11 protein-coding genes are annotated in these 17711 nt (G+C 70.6%); 6 read left to right on the forward strand and 5 right to left on the reverse strand.

The genetic code is table 11. From position 1 onward, the window contains the following. Positions 1-66 precede the first annotated feature (66 nt). From ACTVAJ_RS26020 to ACTVAJ_RS26035, 4 genes are all read right to left on the reverse strand, one after another. Positions 67-249, reverse strand: coding sequence for a thiazolylpeptide-type bacteriocin (locus tag ACTVAJ_RS26020; RefSeq protein WP_268644742.1), 183 nt, complete (start codon positions 247-249; stop codon positions 67-69). Positions 250-450: 201 nt separating this feature from the next. Further along, positions 451-633 carry a thiazolylpeptide-type bacteriocin gene (locus tag ACTVAJ_RS26025; protein WP_470390901.1) on the reverse strand — a complete coding sequence of 61 codons (183 nt, stop codon included), beginning with the start codon at positions 631-633 and terminating at the stop codon, positions 451-453. A 247-nt stretch (positions 634-880) separates the two neighbouring features. Continuing rightward, on the reverse strand, positions 881-5938 hold the full coding sequence (locus ACTVAJ_RS26030) for a DNA repair ATPase (RefSeq protein WP_470390902.1): 5058 nt from the start codon (positions 5936-5938) through the stop codon (positions 881-883). 11 nt (positions 5939-5949) lie between these two features. Continuing rightward, positions 5950-7995: an SPFH domain-containing protein gene (locus ACTVAJ_RS26035; protein WP_470390903.1), complete on the reverse strand. Its 2046-nt coding sequence runs from the start codon at positions 7993-7995 to the stop codon at positions 5950-5952. 711 nt (positions 7996-8706) lie between these two features. Between ACTVAJ_RS26035 and ACTVAJ_RS26040 the strand changes: the two genes are divergently transcribed. After that, the gene (locus ACTVAJ_RS26040; RefSeq protein ID WP_470390904.1) at positions 8707-11583 is read left to right on the forward strand and encodes an AfsR/SARP family transcriptional regulator; all 2877 of its coding nucleotides are present in this window, start codon (positions 8707-8709) and stop codon (positions 11581-11583) included. 18 nt (positions 11584-11601) lie between these two features. Here the strand turns inward: ACTVAJ_RS26040 and ACTVAJ_RS26045 are convergent, their stop codons facing one another. Then, positions 11602-11784, reverse strand: a complete 183-nt coding sequence (locus ACTVAJ_RS26045) for a hypothetical protein (RefSeq protein WP_470390905.1) — start codon at positions 11782-11784, stop codon at positions 11602-11604. Positions 11785-12198: 414 nt separating this feature from the next. Here ACTVAJ_RS26045 and ACTVAJ_RS26050 point away from each other — a divergent pair, with 414 nt between their 5' ends. The 5 genes from ACTVAJ_RS26050 to ACTVAJ_RS26070 all read left to right on the forward strand — a co-directional run bounded on the left by ACTVAJ_RS26050 (position 12199) and on the right by ACTVAJ_RS26070 (position 17640). Then, positions 12199-12639 carry a helix-turn-helix domain-containing protein gene (locus ACTVAJ_RS26050; RefSeq protein ID WP_470390906.1) on the forward strand — a complete coding sequence of 147 codons (441 nt, stop codon included), beginning with the start codon at positions 12199-12201 and terminating at the stop codon, positions 12637-12639. A 309-nt stretch (positions 12640-12948) separates the two neighbouring features. After that, positions 12949-13815, forward strand: a complete 867-nt coding sequence (locus ACTVAJ_RS26055) for an LLM class flavin-dependent oxidoreductase (protein WP_470390907.1) — start codon at positions 12949-12951, stop codon at positions 13813-13815. Positions 13816-13941: 126 nt separating this feature from the next. Continuing rightward, a complete protein-coding gene (locus ACTVAJ_RS26060; RefSeq protein WP_470390908.1) occupies positions 13942-14163 on the forward strand; it encodes a plantaricin C family lantibiotic in 222 nt (73 codons plus the stop codon). A 267-nt stretch (positions 14164-14430) separates the two neighbouring features. Further along, positions 14431-17319 (forward strand): type 2 lanthipeptide synthetase LanM family protein, encoded by a 2889-nt coding sequence (locus tag ACTVAJ_RS26065; protein ID WP_470390909.1) that lies wholly within the window; start codon positions 14431-14433, stop codon positions 17317-17319. Between the two features lie 114 nt (positions 17320-17433). Beyond that, on the forward strand, positions 17434-17640 hold the full coding sequence (locus ACTVAJ_RS26070) for a class II lanthipeptide, LchA2/BrtA2 family (RefSeq protein WP_470390910.1): 207 nt from the start codon (positions 17434-17436) through the stop codon (positions 17638-17640). Positions 17641-17711 lie beyond the last annotated feature (71 nt).

The following is a 17711-nucleotide window of genomic DNA, read 5'->3' on the forward strand; positions in this document are numbered from 1 at the left end:
TTCGTGGAGACGGGCGTGTGGGGGGCGGCTCCGCCGGGGACAGGGGGGAGCCGCCCGGGAGAGGGGTCAGCCGCACGACCCCGAGGAGCAGCAGCTGCTGCTGCCGCAGCAGGAGGTGGAGGTGCAGCTGGAGCTTCCGCTGGTGGCGCCGGTCTCGGGGACGGCGACCGCCTCGCGGACGCTCATGACCTCCATGTCGTCGAAGTCCAGGTCGGGCAGGTCGATCGTGGGGGATTCCTGCGTGGCCATCGAACACCTTCTTCTGGAGTTGTCGGGGGCGTGGTGTGCGTACACCACGAAATGGGTGTGTCGGTTATGTGACCGACGCACCCACAGCTTGAGTACGTCCGAAACGATTCACGCTTTGATCGCTTAATGCGAAGTGAATCGGTGGGGATTGGTTCTGGTGGGGCGGGCCGGTGTGGGGGACGGGCGGGGCTGGTGTGGGGCTCAGCCGCAGGACCCGCCGGAGCAGCAGCTGCTGCTGCCGCAGCAGGAGGTGGAGGTGCAGCTGGAGCTTCCGCTGGTGGCGCCGGTCTCGGGGACGGCGACCGCCTCGCGGACGCTCATGACCTCCATGTCGTCGAAGTCGAGTTCGGGCAGGTCGATCTCTGGTGCCGCCGAATGGTGCATGGCGTCCTCTTTGTTCGGAGTTCTTCTCTGACCCCCGGGCGGAAGCGAAAATAGCACATGTCAGGTCAGCGGAACATGGGGGCTTTCGGGTGTTTATCCGGTCGTAGTGCCCGGTTCACGCCTGTGGGCCGAACGCGGGTCCGCGAGGCGCCGCTGGACACGTTCCGGATCAGCGGCGTCACGGCCCGGGGACGCGGACGGGCCGCCACCCCTCCCGGAGTGACGGCCCGCGTACGCGGAGGTCGCGCTACCGCTCCGCGGCGCGGTCGATGGCGGTGCCGATCGACCCCACCCGGTCGGCGAGCAGCCCCATCGCGCCGATCGCCCGCGTCATCGGGTCGTCCTCGGCCCCGCCGAGCAAGCGGCTCCGGCGGAACGCCTCCTTGACCTCCGTCCAGCGGGCCTCCTGCTCGGGCGTCATCACCCCGCGCAGCTCCGCGAGCTTGAGCAGGTTGGCCTCCGCGCCCGACGTCAGCGTCTGCGCCTCGCCCAGGTAGTGGTCGTCGATCGCGGCCTCCACCTCGGCGTCGTTCATCACCGGCACGATCCTCTCCGCCAGCCGGTTCATGTTCCGGTACGACCCCTGGAGCTGGAACGGCGGCTCCGTGCGCGCGTCCTCGGACTGGCCGGCCGAGGCGATGTAGGCCTGGTTGTTGGCCAGCACCACCTCGCGCACGCGCAGCATCTTGCGCAGCACCGACACGATCCGGTCCACCTCGGCCGCCGAGTACGGGTGGCTCAGCCGGTCCGTGCCGACCGACCCGTCACCCTCGGCCATCCGCACGAACGTGTACACGTCCTCCCGGTCGCGCGTGGACAGCGGGGCCAGCGTGGCGTTGGAGGTGAGCGCGTTCTCCACGTAGCTGAGCGCGAACATCTCCTCCTTGCCGGACAGCACGTCGCCCAGGTTGTACACGTCGGCGCGGTTGGCCAGCATGTCCGGAATCCGGAACCGCCTGCCCTGCTCGGTGTACGGGTTTCCGGCCATGCACACGGCGAACCGCTTCCCGCGCAGGTCGTAGGTGCGCGTCCGGCCGTTCCACACGCCCTCCATCCGGCGCTGGCCGTCACAGAGCGAGATGAACTTCTGGAGCAGCTCCGGGTTGGTGTGCTGGATGTCGTCCAGGTACAGCAGGGCGTTGTTGCCCGTCTCCAGCGCGAAGGAGATCTTCTCGACCTCCTGCCGCGACGTGGCGTCGGGTGCCTCGTCCGGGTCGAGCGAGGTCACGCCGTGCCCCAGAGCGGGTCCGTTGACCTTGACGAACACCAGGCCCAGGCGGCTCGCCACATACTCCATCAGCGTGGTCTTGCCGTACCCCGGCGGGGAGATGAGCAGCAGCAGGCCGCTCTGGTCGGTTCGCTTGTCGTCCCCCGCCGCGCCCAGCTGCTTGGCCAGGTTGTCACCGATCAGCGGAAGGTAGGCCTCGTCCAGCAGGCGGTTGCGGACGAACCCGCTCATCACCTTGGGCCGGTACTCCTCCAGCCGCAGGCGCTCGCGCTCGGCGGCCACCAGCTCGTTGCGGCGCCGCTGGAAGTCCCGGTAGGCGGGCACGTCGTGTGTGCGGAACGCCCGGGTGCGCGGCAGGATCTCGTCCAGCCGCACCTCCACGGACCGGTCCCGCACACGCGGGTGGGTGCCGAGCAGACCCGTCACGGTCTCGCCCACCGCCGCCGACGACTCGTACCGCTCCACGGCCGACCCGGTGAGTGCGATCGCCGCCGCCTCGGGCAGGTCGCCCGGGTCCACCTCGTCGAGCGTGGCCGCGAACGCCTCCAACCACGCGGTCACCAGCTGGTGCCGCGCGGCCAGGTCGCCCTCCAGCGCGCGCAGGTCGTCCTCGAACGCCTTGCGCGTGGTCTGCCCCGTACTGCCCAGCGCCCGGTGGAACCGGTCCAGCAGCAGCCGCGCGCCCGCCCCGGAGACGAAGCCCGACGACGCCCGGGAGCCCTCGGCCAGCTCCTCGAACAGGTACTCGCCCACCAGTTCCAGGTCGGTGTCCCGGTACAGCCCGGTCTCGGCGAGGAAGGCGTCCACGCCCTCGGCCAGCTCCGCGCGCAGCGCGTCGATCGCCGCCGACCGCCGCGCTCCGAAGACCGCGCGGGCGCGCGCCAGCGACCCGGCGCGCGTGCGCCAGGCGGTCCGCTCCTCCTTGCCCGCGCCGTGGGCCCAGAACAGCTGCGCCACCGCGCGCGTGGTACCCGGGTAGCGCAGCAGACCGGCCCCGGCGCGCAGCCTGAGCAGCGCGGACAGGATGAGGGCGGCGTCGTGGTCGTGCACCCCGCGCTCGTAGCCCTCGTCGTAGCGGGTCTCGGCGACCCCGCGCACCAGCTCCAGCAGGGACCCGTTCTCCGCGTGCACCCCCGCCTCGACCAGGGCGTCGAGGCTGAGGCCCGGTCGACGGCCGTCGGCCCCCGCCGCCTCCAGAGAGCCCTCCTCCGCGGCGGCCAGGATCGACGTCGCCAGGTACTCCGCCCGGTAGACGTCGTCGCTCTCGGAGACCAGCAGCCGGTCCCACAGGTGGCGGGTCCGGCCGAGGGCCGCGTCCGTGACCGGTTCGCGGTAGTCGGTGCCCGTGAGCGCGACGGCCATCGTCCCGTCGTGCGGGGTGAGGGTGAGGTCGATCGGCTGGGTGTTGACCGCGAACCGGTGCCGCCCCAGCCGGATGGTCTCGCCGCCGGGCCCGCCCTCGAACAGGTCGGTCCGGTCCCGCAGCGCCCGGCCGGCCTCCTGCCGGGCCGACAGGATCCGGCCCTCCAGCTCCTCGGCCCGCACGGAGTCGCCGAGCTCGCGCATCTCCCCGACCGTGCGCCGCAGCCGGGTCACCATCGCGTCGGAGGCGAAGTAGGTGTTGACGTCCTCCAGGGTGGAGAGCGCGGCGACCCGGCGGTGCACACCCTCCAGGACCCGGGCGGCGGACGAGGCCAGGCGGTCCGCCCGGCGCGACCGCTCGTCCACGAGCGACTGCTTGCGTGTGGAGAACGCCTCGTACACGTCCTCGCGCTTGTCGGACAGCTCCGCCAGGAAGTCGTCGAACTCGGCGAACCGCGACTCCAGGTTCTCCACCTGGAGCATGATCCGGCCGAGCTGCTCGTCGCAGCGGTCGGGGGTGTCGGCGGCGGCCAACGCGCCGGTGATCGCCTGCCCCAGCAGCGCGAACTCCGCGGCGAACTCGGCCCGTCCCTCCCGGGCCAGCAGTTCCTTGCGGCGCGACTCCAGGGTGGCCCGCGCACGGTTGATCCCGCCCAGGACCTCGCCGATCCGCTCCAGGATCCGCGTGCGGATCCGGGCGTCCCCGATGTCGAGGGACCCCACGACCTCGGTGACCACCTGGAGGCCCTCGGCGCGCTCCTCGACGCGCTCGCCGACGGCCGTCGCGGCGCTGACCGCGTCGATCCCCTCGGCCTCCCCGACCAGCCGCGCCACGTCGGAGTGGTACCCCTCGAACGCGTCGTCCTGTTCGAGGAAGGCCACCGTCCTCCGGCCGACCGCGTCGATCTCCTCGGACAGCCGCCCGTCCAGCTCGGCCAGCCGGTCGGTGTCCACGTAGCGCGTCTCGGAGAGCGTGGCCGCCCGGCCCTGCGCGCGGCGCAGCCCGGTCAGCCGCTCCACCCAGCCCTCCGCCGACCGGGGGGTCTCCCCCCGCGACGTGCGGATGAGCGTCATCACCCGCGTCTCGGTCTCCGCGAGGGCGTCGGCGGCCTGCCGGGTCAGGGTCTGGACGGTCTCGAACTCCTCCAGCACCCGCTCGGCGGTGGCCCGCACCTCCGACAGCGGGGTGGCAAGGTCGCCCAGCTCACCGTCGCCGAGCCAGTGGAACCGGTCGGCCACCCGGCGGCAGGAGGCGATGATCGCCTCGAAGACCTCGGCGGACGGGCTCATGTCGCTGGCGATCCGGGTCACCGACAGGCACTCGGACACGCCCCGGACCAGTTCGGCGTTGCCGACGCGCTCCAGCGGGCCGGTGCCCACCGGCTGGGCCGCCGCGTACACGTCCGACACGTACGGGGTCCGCCACACCTGCATCGGGTGCACGCGGGTCGGCTCGTTCGAGGTCTCCCGGAAGACGGTCATCGTGCCGTCGTCGAACAGGGAGTACCCGTGGCAGACGATCGGGGTGGCGACCTCCTTGCGGATGGTGTTGTACGACAGCAGCAGGCTGCGGCCGTCCGCGGGCGAGTGGAAGACGTAGAGCACGTCCTCGCCGTTGGGCGAGCGCACGACCCGCTCGAACTCCAGGTCGGTGACGTCGGTGTCGAACGTGCGCACCGCGCCGGTGGTCAGGTGGTACCCGCCGGGGAAGATCAGCCCCTGGTCGTCGGGCAGCCGCTGGCACGCCTGGCCGATCCCGTCGAGCCGCTCGACCGCCTTGGTGCGGGTGTTGAAGACCAGGTGGCGCCACTCGGTCTCGTTGTAGGGCAGGACGCGCAGGAGGACGAGCGCGCCCACCCGCGCGTAGTGGACCGAGGCGTCGGCCAGGCTCTGCAGCGGTTCGTCGACCGGTTCGCTGTAGATCCCCTCGCCGACCTCGGTGTTGTTCTCCACCTTGATGGTGAGGTCGCCGTTCACCGTCTCCACGAACAGCTCGTCGAGGATCGAGATGTGCGGGTGGCGACCGGACACGTGGTCCTCACGGGTGGTCTCCACCCACGTGAAGTCGTGTGCGGGCGGGCGGACGTGGTCGCGCTCGCCGCGGTCGTCCGTGTAGGAGAGCCCGCCCTCCGGCGAGACCGACCACCGCAGAACGCGTACGTCCTCGGTGTTGGGCCCCGTCTGGAACACCGCCAGCAGGCGGTCCTCCACACGGCGCAGCTGCAACAGCCGGGTGTCCCGGTAGTAGCGGTACAGCCGCGCGAAGTCCTGCCGGAACGCCTCGTCCGCCAGGAGCCCGGGCACGGCGTCCTCGGGCGCGTCGACGAACGTGAAGGAGTCGTCGCCGTGCTCGTACCGGTGTGTGGAGAACACGTCGCAGACGCGGGTCTCCCGTTGCAGCCCGATGAAGACGTTGTAGCCGAACAGGATCATGTCCCCGTCGGCGCCGTCGCCGACGGAACGCCCGACGCTGATGATGTCCCGGGGGACGCAGTTGTGCTCGGTGCGCACGCGTTCGGTCCCCAGAAGGGTCATGTCCGACCCGCCGAACACCTCCAGGCGGCGGGCGTTGAGTGCCTCGGTTCGCCGGGCCAGCTCGCCGGTCTGCTCGCGGAGCCGGGCGCGGAGCACCTCGTAGGTGCCCGCGTCCAGCGTCCGCGCGTCCTCGGCGTCCGGTCCGGGGCTTGCGGTCTCCTGGGACTGGGCCTCGGTCACGGAGGACTACCTCACTGCTTCACGGGGGTGAGCGCGGTCACGGGGAGCGTGTCCACGCCGAGTTCACGGGCCTTGCCGAGCAGCTGGTCGAGCTTGTCGGCCTGCGGGCCGCCCGCGCCGATGAGCTTGAGCAGCAGGGCCGAGACGGTGAGGTTCCTGACGTCCTCGGTGTCGACCGACGACAGGAACCGGCCCAGCTCGGCGCCGAGGTCGGACTCGCCGTTGAGGAGGCCGCCGCCCAGGGCCTGGACGGTCTCGGAGTTGCCGACGAAGCCGTCCACGGCCTTGCCCAGGCCGATGGAGTTGACCATCCGGTCGAAGAAGGCGCCGTCGCCGCCGACGATGTTGATGTCGGCGCTCTCCAGCCCGGCGGCCATGACGGTGGCCTGGGCCTCGGCGACCTGGCGGTGCACGTCGATCCCGGCCAGGCGGACCTCCTTCTCGGCCTCCAGGCGCAGGCGGTACTCCTCGTGCTCGCGGCTGACCTGGTCCAGGGCGGCCATGGCCCCGGCCTTGTCGTTGAGGCCGGCGGCCTCGGCGCGCAGCTTCCTCTCGATCGCCTCGGCCTCGGCCTCGGCCTTCTCCCGGGCCACGACGGCCTCGGCGCGCCCGACCTTCTCGATCGCCTCGGCGTCCTGCTCGCGGACCTGGACATCGGCCAGACCGGACGCGGCGGCCTCGGCCTGGAGGCCCTCGGCGAGGCGGATCTTGGCACGGGTGTCGAGCTCGGCGGCCTGCTGGCGGGCCTCCGCCAGGGTCAGCTCCTCGGCGGCGCGGTGCTTGGCGGCGGCCTCGGCGGCCTCGGCGGCCTTGATGTCCTTGACCAGGTTCTCCTGGGCCTCGGCCTCGGCCTGGATGACGATCGCCTGGCGCGTGCGCTCGGCCTCCTCGACCGCGCGCAGCTTCTTGATGGCCTCCTCCTGCTCGGCCACGGTGCGGTCGACGGCGACCCGCTCGCGGACGACGTCGGCGACCTCGCGCTTCTCCGCCTCGATCTCCTTGGCGTTGTTGATGCGGCCCAGCTCGGTCTCGCGCTCGCGCCCGATGACCTCCAGCATGCGGTCCTTCTCGATCCGCTCGGTCTCGATCGCGATGACCCGCTCGCGGTTCTTCTCGGCGACCGCGATCTCCCGCTGCTGGTTCTGGTGCTGCACGCCCAGCGCCTCGCTGGTGCGGATGTTGGCGGTCTCGGCCTTGAGTCGCTCCTCGGCCTGGACCCGCGCGGTCTCGGCCTCCTCGCGGGCGCGGATGATCTCGATCTCGCGCTTGGCCTTGGCGGCGGCCTCCTCGCGGCGCTTCTCCAGCTCGGCGAGGGTCTCGGCGGTCTCGGTGTTCTGCCGGTCGATCTCCTGCTTGCGGTCGTTCTCGAACTCGTTGGTGCGCTTGTGCTCCTTCGACGTGCGCTCGGTGATCTTGCTGATGCCCTGCGCGTCGAGGATGTTGTTGGCGTCGTGCTGGTGCAGCGGGGTCTGCTCCAGCTCGTCGATGGCCACGTCCTCCAGGCTGTAGCCGTTGAGGTCGGTGCCGATGAGCGAGACGATCGCGTGGCGGAACTGCTCGCGCTGGGTGAACAGCTCCTCGAAGTCGAACTGCTTGCCGACGGTCTTGAGCGCCTCGGAGAACTTGGAGTTGAACAGCTCCTGGAGGGTGTCCTGGTCGCTGGCGCGCGCGGTGCCGATGGACTTGGCGACCTTGCGCACGTCCTCGGCGGTCTCGTTCACACGGACGTAGAAGTAGACCCTGATGTCGGCGCGAATATTGTCCTTGCAGGTCAGGCCCTCACGCCCGCGCCGGTCCAGGGTCAGCGTCTTGAGCGAGATGTCCATGATCTCGGCCTTGTGCAGGACCGGGAGGACGATCGCGCCCGTGAAGGTGACGTGGACGTCGCGGATCTTGGAGATGATCAGGGCCTTGCCCTGCTCGACCTTGCGGAACAGTCGCGTGACCATGAGGACCAGGGCCAGGAGGACGACGACTCCGATGGCCAGGGCGACACCGACGGTCAGGAAGGCCGCGCTGGTCGCCTCCTGTCCCGTGGTGGCTGCGCTCAACAACACGTGGGGGTCTCCTTCTACACGCCGTGCGATGGGGTCGACGAGCACCGGGGGAGGTGCGCGCGGCGGGGGCCGTGTCCGGGGCGCTCGTGGTGATGGGACGTGGGGGACGGTGGAACGGTTCCGTCCCCGGACGTCGAAAGGTCCCACGTGCGGAGCCGACGGCTGGTCGGAGGGGGTGGCCGGAGGCGGACGGCGACGTCCGCCCCAGGGGCGGGGCGCCGGCCTCGGGGCCGTCCCGCCGGTGGACGCGCCGCGGAGCTGACTGCTCTGCCGCCCGACGTACCGCTGACGGTTCCCGGTCGGGCCGACGTTCCCGAAGTGAAGCACCGGAGGGTCCGTCAGGCCAGGAAACGTTCTCGTGACCCGCGCAGAACCCGCGCCACCCGCATTAGAAACAGGGCTGAAAAAGGAGAAAGGGGAGTGCTGTTGGAATACCCTGCTCCCTTGGTCGGGGCAGGTCCCGCTGTTTACGCGACCCGGTCGTGTCCAGATCTCCCCGTGAGGCGGAATCCGTGTCCAGACGACCGCGCTTCAGGCGTAGCCCCGGTAAGTCGGGCCGTGAGTGACTACGGCATACGCACGGCCGAAAACACATCGTTTGATCACCAGGAGTTATATGGCCTGCTCTGATTGGATGGCGGACGCTTGCGCGCTCCGCCTGTGGTATAAAGCGCCTGGTGGCAGTTGGCGGCAAGGAATTGGCATGTCACAATGAGTATTTCCGCTGGAGCCGAGTGCGACGCCGAGAAAGTTCGTTTCCGGTTGCTGGGGCCACTCGAAGTGGACGGCCTCGAGGGACCCGTCCGTGTACCGCCCGGACGCCAGCAGGTCGTATTGGCGGCGTTGCTGCTGAACCTCAACCGCGTGGTCTCCACGGACGACCTGTTGGACCTGATCTGGGCGCACGACCCTCCCGAGACGGCGCGTACCCAGGTGCAGATCTGCATCTCCCGGCTGCGCCGCCTCCTGCTCCCGGTCCGGGCCGTCATCGACACCCGCCCACCCGGATACCTGCTCCGGGGCGAGCCGGAGACGACCGACCTCCACCTGTTCCACGCCCGTGTGCACGAGGCGGGTGCCATGGAGAAGGAGGGTCGTCCGGAGGAGGCCGTCGCCCTCCTCCGCGAGGCGGACGCCCTGTGGCGCGGTCCGGCGCTCAGCGGGATCGAGGCGGATGCCATGAGGACGCGGGCCGTGCTCATCGACGCTCACCGGGCCGACGCCCTCGAACAGCGGCTGAGGATCGAACTCGAACTCGGACGGCACACCCGTCTGGTCGCGGAGATCCAGGCCCTTCTGGAGAAGTACCCCCTCCGGGAGAGGCTGGCCGCCCAGTTGATGCTCGCGCTCTACCGTTCGGGCAGGAAGGCCGAGGCGCTCCGGGTGTACCGGTCCATGCGGGACCTTCTCGTGGGGGAGTTGGGCCTGGAACCCGGAGCCGAACTGCGGGAACTGGAAGCGGCCATTCTCAACCAGGCCCCGGAACTGGCTCCCCCGGGCGGCCCCAGGCCGCTTCCCTCCTCGCAGAGCCCTCCGCCGTCCGCCCAGAACCTCATGTTCCAACTACCCAGCGCCACCTCGGACTTCGTCGGGCGTGAGGACGTCGACGCCGCCGTCTCCGATGTCCTGGTCTCCACCGCCGACGCGGCCGACATCGCGGTACTGCTCGGACCGCCGGGGATCGGTAAGAGTTCCGCCGCCGTGCACGTCGCCCACCGGCTGGCGGAGGAGCACTTTCCCGACGGTCAGCTCTACTGCGACCTGAGAGGCACGAGCCAGAAGCCGCTGCCCCCGGCACAGGTACTGGGCCGGTTCCTTCGAGCGCTCGGTGTTCCGGGGCAGGCCATCCCCGACGACCTGGACGAACGCGAGGTGATGTACCGCGGGCTCCTGGCGTCGCGGCGGGTTCTCGTCGTCCTCGACGACGCCGCCTCGGAGACGCAGGTCCTACCGCTCATCCCCGGCGGCGACGGTTGCCGGGTCCTGGTCACCTCACGTGCCCGCCTGACGGGACTTCCGGGCGCCCGGCGCTTCGACCTCGGGCCGCTGGACGAGGAGCACGCGCTCGCGCTGTTGCACCGGGTGGTCGGTTCCCACCGGGTGGGGAGCGAACCCGAGATGGCGCGCACCCTCGTGGAGACGGTGGGGCGCCTGCCGCTGGCACTGCGCATCGTGGCGGCCAGGCTGGAGGCCAAACCGCACTGGAGGCTGTCGACGATCGTGACCCGACTGTCCGACGAACGGCGCCGGCTCGACGAACTGGCGCACGGTGAGATGACCGTACGGGCCAGCCTCTCGCTCACCTACGACGGGCTCGACGAGGTCACGGCGCGGGTGTTCGGACTGCTCGGCCTGGTGGAGACGCCCACCATTCCGGTCTGGGCGGCGGGCTCCCTGGTGGACGACCACCGGGCGCTCCCCGCGGACCTGGTGGAACCACTCGTGGACACGCACATGATCGACATCGTCGGCACCGACTGCGCGGGAGAGCCCGTCTGCCGTTTCCACCACCTGGTCCAGGAGTACGCCAAGGAGAAGGGGGACCATGATCCCCGGTCCAGGCGGGAGCAGGTGCGCCGGTTGATCGGTGGCTGGCTCTTCCTGCTGGAGGAGGCGAACAGGCGCGTGTTCGGTACCAACCTGCTCCGGGTCCGGGGGCACGGTGCGCGCTGGTCCCCGCCCCAGGCGTACGTCGACCGGCTGCTCGCCGACCCGCACCGGTGGATCGAACTCGAACGGCCCAACCTGCTGACCGCCATCAGACAGGCGGCCGACCACGGTCTGGACGAGGAGTGCTGGGAACTGGCCTCGCAGTTCTGCGTGTACGCCGAACGGCGCGGATTCTTCGACGACTTCGAGGAGGCGCTGCGGTTGGGCGCGGGCGCGGTGCGCGCGGCGGGCAACGTCCTGGGCTGCGCCGCGATGGACTTCGCGACCTGTTCGCTGAGGCTCAACCGGGCGGAGAACGACGCCGCGGACGCGGCGCTGGCCCGGGCGCTCGCAGGGTTCTCCGAGGCCGGAGACCGTTTCGGGATCGGGCTGTGCCACGCGTGGATGGCCGAGTCCGCGTTCGTGCGCCAGGAGACGGCCCGGGCGTGGTCCCTGTGTGAGACGGCGCTGTCCGACTTCGAGGAGGTCGGGGAACCCGACGCCATGTGGCGCCCCCTCGTGCTGATGGGACGGATCTGCACCGACCAGGAGCGCTACGGAGACGGACAGGCGTTCCTGCGGCGCGCGCTGGACCGCGCGGAGACATCCCGTGACCCTCGGGCCCGCTCCCAGGTGATGTACCAGATGGCGAGGGCCGACCTGCTCTGCGGGGAGTACCGCCGTGCGGGGAACCGCTTCCACGACGCCCTGGAACTGATCGCCCATCCCGGTGATCCCGTCGGGGAGGCGCTGATCAGGTTCGGGCAGGGCCGGGCCCACCTCGCGCAGGGCGAGGCGGGCCCGGCCAGGAAGCTGCTGGAGCGTTCCCTGGAGTTGTGGGAACGTCTGGGCGACCACGAAGGGACGGCGCAGGTCAGGGCCGTCCTCGACGGACTCCCGGCCGTCCGGGCGGACGTGGTCGTGCTCGCCCGGCCCTAGCGTGTCGGGGGAGCGGTGTCACCGCAGCCAGTTCCCGCTGCAGTCGTCCTCCAGGAAGCCCTCCCCGCACGGGCTCGGCACCGTGACACTGATGAATTTTCCGACGGGCGCCTCCCCGTGCTCGGCCAGAGCGGGGGACGCGACCAGCGGTGAGAGTGCTGCGGCGATGGCGAGGCTCACGGCCATGCTGCGAATGCGCACGGAATCCTCCTGAACGGACAGTGGAAGGTTTGTGCCTGTGGGGGGCGGTGCACACTCTAGGGGCGTGGCTCGTGAGGGGTCCTATCCCACGGCTATCCCCTCGTTCCCGCCCGGAGCGGGCAGCCCGACGCCTCCCCGGCCCGCGGCGCGCCGACACGGTGCCGGGGAAGCGGGCGTCCTGGTGGGGCGCGGGTCCCCGTGGCGGCGGTCGCCGCCACGGGGCGCGGCGGCCGGCCCTCCCGCCTCCGCGGAGGGGGCCTCCCGGGAGCCGGTCCCCGTGCGTGTGAGACACCGACGAACACGCGGTGATGTTCGGGCGATAGTGATCGAATCGCCACCCCTGCTTGGCTTCTCGCATTCGATTCCTGACCGCGGAACCTTCCCCCGGCTCGATCAGTGCATGAGGAGTGGCTGATGCCCGATCAGACTCCGTCGCCCCCAACCACGGTGGAGGTCCGGCCCAGCGGGTTCGCCGGCTGCCGCAGCTTCCCGATCCCCGTGCACGACAGGCGGGCCTTCGAGGCCCTGACCCACCGTGAGCGCGAGGTCCTCACCCTGCTGGGAGCGGGTCTGTCCAATCGACAGATCGCCAGGAGGATGGACGTCAAGGAGAGGACGGTCAAGGCGCATCTGACCCAGGTCCTGGAGAAGCTGCCGGCCCGGTCGCGCCTGGAGGCCGCACTCATCGTGATCACGGACCACTGGAACCGCTACCACCGCAGCGGTGAGGCCGACTGCGCAGGGGTCGCGCTCCTGGACCCCGGGCGCCAGGAGCGCACGGTGCCCCCCGCCGGGCCGACGGTCGGCGGGCGGGGCGCCGACGCCGAGGAGACCGAACGGCGGCGGGCCGGGTGAACGGGGCCCGGCCCGACCACCCGGCGTTCCCGCACGGCGCCCGTCCGTCGATCTCCCCGATGGTTCCGGCGTTCACGTCACGTGTCCCCGACATCCGAACCCCTTGTTTCCGGCGGAGTGTTCCATGCCTTCCGAGCGCCACCATGGCACGTTCGTGCATCAGTTTCCATTGGACCTTGGGGAGGGTTTCTCTTTGTCTGGAAAAGAGAAGACGGCTTCGTCTTTGAGTCGGGTCGGGGGGCGCGCCCGGTGCTGACGTCCGTCATATATCCGGCTCAGCCGCAGAGCGGGAACGACACTCTTCCCTGCGTGGATCTGGTGGCTTCCGGGCGGGCCGACCGACTGTGGATGGGGACGTCGCTCTACGCGGAGACGCATCAGCACATGGCGTTTCTCGCCGGCGCGGGGTACCGGATCCCGGTCGGTACCTCGGTGACGCTGACCCCCCTGCGCCACCCCTTCGAGGCCGCGGTGGAGGCCCGTTCCCTGGCCCTGTTGACCGGGCGTCCGGTGGTGGCCGGATTCGGAGCGTCCGCGCCGCAGTTCGTCTCCTATCTCCTGGGGGCCCCGTACCAGCGCCCGGCCACGGTGGTCGGCGACTACGTCCGCGAGGTCCGGGCGTTCCTGGCGGGGCGGGACGGTGCGCTCCCGGACGTGGACCATCCCGCGGTCGAACTCGGGGTGGGGGTGCTCCGCCCTGGCATGGCCAGGGTCGCGGGCGCCGTCGCCGATGTCGCGATCACGTGGATGGCGCCCCCGGGGTACCTGACCCGCACCCTGGTCCCGGCGCTGGTCGAGGGGGCCGGACGAGAACGCGGGCGCCCCCGGGTGGTCGCGGTCGTCCACGCCGCGGTCGACCGTCCGGGGAGGGATCCCGTCCGGCTCGCCTACGCGGCCGCGGCGGGCCACCTCACCCTTCCGCACTACGCCGACATGCTCCGAAGGGCCGGCTCCGACGTCCACACCGATGATCCGGTGGCGGGGGCGCGACGGCTGGTCGAGGACGGGGTCTTCCTGTTCGGCAGCCCGGAACGGATCGCGTCCGGCCTCCTGGCGTACGAGCGCGCCGGTGTCGACGAGGTCGTCGTCAACACGGCCGGAACCCACTTCACACTCGGCCCGGAGGCGGCCGCGGAGGACGCGGACGCAATCCTCCGCGCGTTCGGTCGGTCATGACGCGAGCGCACAACGTGAAATCCCATAGGCGCCCTCCCTTTTCTTCTGTCCTGCCCAAAAGTCCAATGGATTCTACGGATGAAGGGTGCCAGGATTCTTCGCGTGGGGAGTTCAATTCCCTTCTCAATGACCAGAAAGATTGGTGTCTCCATGTCCGACATGAATGCTTCCATTTTTGAGGAGATCCAGGACCAGAACCTGGACGGGACCTCCGCCGGCACCGACGCCAACCCCGACAGCTGGGTGTCGAGCATCGTTCAGGGCCCCCTCTGGTGCGGGCTCAGCTACCTGGGTGGAAACGACGGTCGCCTCTGCACCCTGACCGTCGAGTGCCAGGCCTCCTGCTGACCCCGCGAAGCTGATCCGCGCGGGCGGTGCGGGTGGTCCGTCCGCCCCGCCGCCCTTGCGCGGAAGGCCCTTCGTGCAGGTTCCGTTCGGGGACCGGCCGGACGTGGATTTCGCTGAGCGGTGTGGTGTCCAGTCATTCGCGACAAATCTAGGAACCATAGGATGGCCAAGGCAGATTCGGATTCGGTTTCCCGGGTCCTTGAAACGTATATTCCGGAGCTCCCTTCCGGAGACGTGCGGGACCATGTGCGAAGCAGGCTCCGGGAGGTGGTCGCCGATCCCGAGGCGCTCTCCGAAGCGGAGGTTCCCGCGCCGCCCTCCTACGATCCCGGCCTCGACCCCGAGGGCCGGCTCGGAGACTACTACCGGCACTTCGTCCACTGCTGGACCCGCGACCTGGAGCGCAGGGTGTCGGAGGTCTCCGGCCTGAGTGAGGACAACACCGTCCTGAAGGACTTCCTGGACGCACAGTGCCAGGCGGTCGGCGTCCTTCTGGTCCGCACGCTCCTCGGTGAGCTGTTCCTGAGGAAGTCGCAGGGTCTTCTCCGGGGCGCGAGCCCCGAGGAGCGCTACCGGAGTTTCCGTGCGTGGACCAACAGCGCCGAGGGCCACCGGGACCTCCTGTCCCGGTACCCCCACATGTTCCGGACGGCGCGTGACCGGGTGAGGGCGGCGGCGAACGGGCTCACGCACACCCTGGCGCGGGTCGAGCGCCACCGTGAGCGCCTGGACACCCTGCCCGGTGTGACCCCGGGGTGCGCGATCGCCACCGTGCTGGCGGGCCAGGGGGACATGCACAACGGCGGCAGGTCCGTCGCCCAGGTCGTCTTCGCGGACGGGGGCCGTGTCCTGTACAAACCCCGACCGCTGGACTCCGACGTCGGATTCAACGCCCTCGTCGGTTGGTTCAACGACCGGTTGGGGACCAGCCTGTCCACGGTCAAGGTGATCCCCTGCCGGGACGAGGGGTTCGTGGAGTTCGTGAGGACGGACGTCCCCGGCTCGCGGGAGAAGGACTACTTCGCCCAGATCGGCCAGCTCCTGGCCATCCTCCACCTGATCAAGGCCATCGACATCCACTTCGAGAACGTGGTCACGGGCGCCGACGGGCCGGTGGTCGTCGACACCGAGACCCTGTTGACACCCCGGTTGCGCCTCAGGAACCCCGAGGAGGACCGGTCCGCGCGCGGGCGCGCGAACACGATTCTCCGGGAGTCGGTCCTGGGTATCGGTGTGCTCCCCGTCCTCGTGAACAAGCCCGGGCACGAGGGCATGGACGTGGGGGTGATCGGCTACGACCCGGGCCAGGAGATCCCCTACAAGAGCCTGCAGATCCGCAACCCGGGGCGCGACGACATGTTCGTCGAGCTCGCTCGGGGGCGAGCCGCCAACTCCACGGCCAACCTCTCGGTGTCCCGGGCGACCGAGGTCCCGGTACGTGAGCAGCGGGACACGATCAAACACGAGATGCGGCGTGTCCTGGAGTACGCGGCCGCACACAAGAACGAGGTCGCCGGGGCCGTCGAGGAGTTCCTGGGCGACGCCCCGTTCCGCTTCCTCAACAACTCCACGATGTTCTACAGCCAGCTCCTGCGCATGGCCAAGCACCCGGACGCGATGGCGGATCCGCTGGTCAGGGCCGCGGTGTTCGGCCGGGTCTTCCTGAACAGCCGCGGCATGCTCCAGATCGCCGACGAGGAGACGCGGCAACTGGAGGGAGGGGACGTGCCCTACTTCCGCTACTCGCCGCGTTCTCGGGCCCTCCTGTCGGCAGAGGGCCGGGTCGTCCTCGACGACGCCTTCGAGGTGTCCGGAATGGACGCGGTCAGGGAACAGATCTCGGACCTGGGGCCCGAGACCATCGACCGCCAGGTGACCATGGTCGACTTCTCGTTCGTCGGCAAGCTCCCCCTGAGGGACGACCTCACCGGTTTCGTCCCCCGGCGGCCGCTCGGCAGGGCGCCGGTCCGGGTCGGCAGGGGCCGCCTCCTGGACGAGGCCGTCCGCGTGGGCGACACCCTCGTCGACAGCATGATCGACGGCCCCGACGGAAGGCGCTCAGCGGTCTGGATCGCGCCCCAGGTGGTGGTGCAGGGAGGGAGCGAGTGGAGTCCCGGCGTCTCGGGGGACGACCTCTACAGCGGTATCCCCGGGATCGCCCTGGCCCTGGCCGGGCTGGCGCGCGAGACGGGTGAGGAGCGCTACCGGAAGGCGGCCCTGAGGGTCGTCGAGCCGTTGGAGGAGTCGCTCAGCCGAGTCCTGGAGGGGTCCGCGGGCATCGCCGTCTCCGGCATGTCCGGCCCGGACGGTGCCGTCTACGCCCTGGCCACGGCCCGGCGCGTCCTCGGCGGAGGCGGACTGGGCACCGGGGCTCTGGCCCGCGTCCTGATGTCGGATACCGGGACCCCGGCCTCGGGCGACTTCGTCACCGGTGCCGCGGGCACGCTCGCGATCTGCCTGTCCCTGTACCGGAACGCCACCGGGGACGAGGACCGCGCGCTCGCGATGGAGGCGGCCAGGGTGTTCGCCGACTTCCAGGTCAGGGACGCGGCGGAGCGCGGCGCGGCTGACGGGAGGGTCACCGAGTACACCGGTTACGCGCACGGGGCGATCGGGATCGCTCCGGCACTGCTGGAGTACTCCTCCCTCACCGGAGACCGGGCCGCCCGCGAGCTCGGTACGCGTATGGCCGAAGCGGTCCGTGACGTCCAGACCGACGACACCCGGGAATGGCCCCGTGGATGGGACGACGACGCGTGCACCTACGCCTGGTGCCACGGAGCGCCGGGCATCCTCCTGGGGGCCCTCGAGGTGACGCGCCACGCTCCCGGACTGTTCCCGGACGCCGCACTGGCCCGCCTCGCCGAGCTGACGATGACCCACGGGTTCGGCAACAACCCCACCTACTGCCACGGGGACCTGGGGAGCCTGGAGGCCGTCATGCTCGCCGAGCGGGTGCGCCCCGGCCTGTTCGGCGAGGGCGTCGACGACCTCTACCCCCGGCTGTTCACGGATGTCGTCGAGCGCTACTCGGCGAAGACCGACACGAGGTACGCCCACAGCAACGGCCTCATGGTCGGTCAGTCCGGGATGCTCTGGTCCATCCTCCGCTATCTGGACCCCGGGTCCTACCCGTCGGTGGTGCGTTTCGCCTAGGTCGACCGGCCCGGGCGCACGGACCGGCCACCAGAGGATCCGTGCGCCCAGGGAGCGGTTCGGGGGCCCTGAACCCTCAGGAGCCCCGTCGATTCACGAGAGAAGGAGAGCGACATGGACAACATCTCCATGGACAGGAGCAGCGGGTTCGTCCCGGAGGACGAGCTGCTGCAGATCACCGAGCTGCCCGGCGCCGGCGCCGCCGACGCGACGCCCGACGGCACCCCCGCGATCATCAGCGCGATCAGCGGTGTCGTCAGCGCGCTGAGCGCCGCGTTCGGTGACGGGTGCCCCACCACGGTGTGCACCTCGCGTTGCTAGGGCGGTGACCCCTGGGTGCCCCGGCCGCGCTGCCGGGGCACCCTCCCCGCTGTCGGACGAGCCAGGAAGGA

The organism is Nocardiopsis sp. KDC1DS13DA1 (assembly GCF_055632325.1).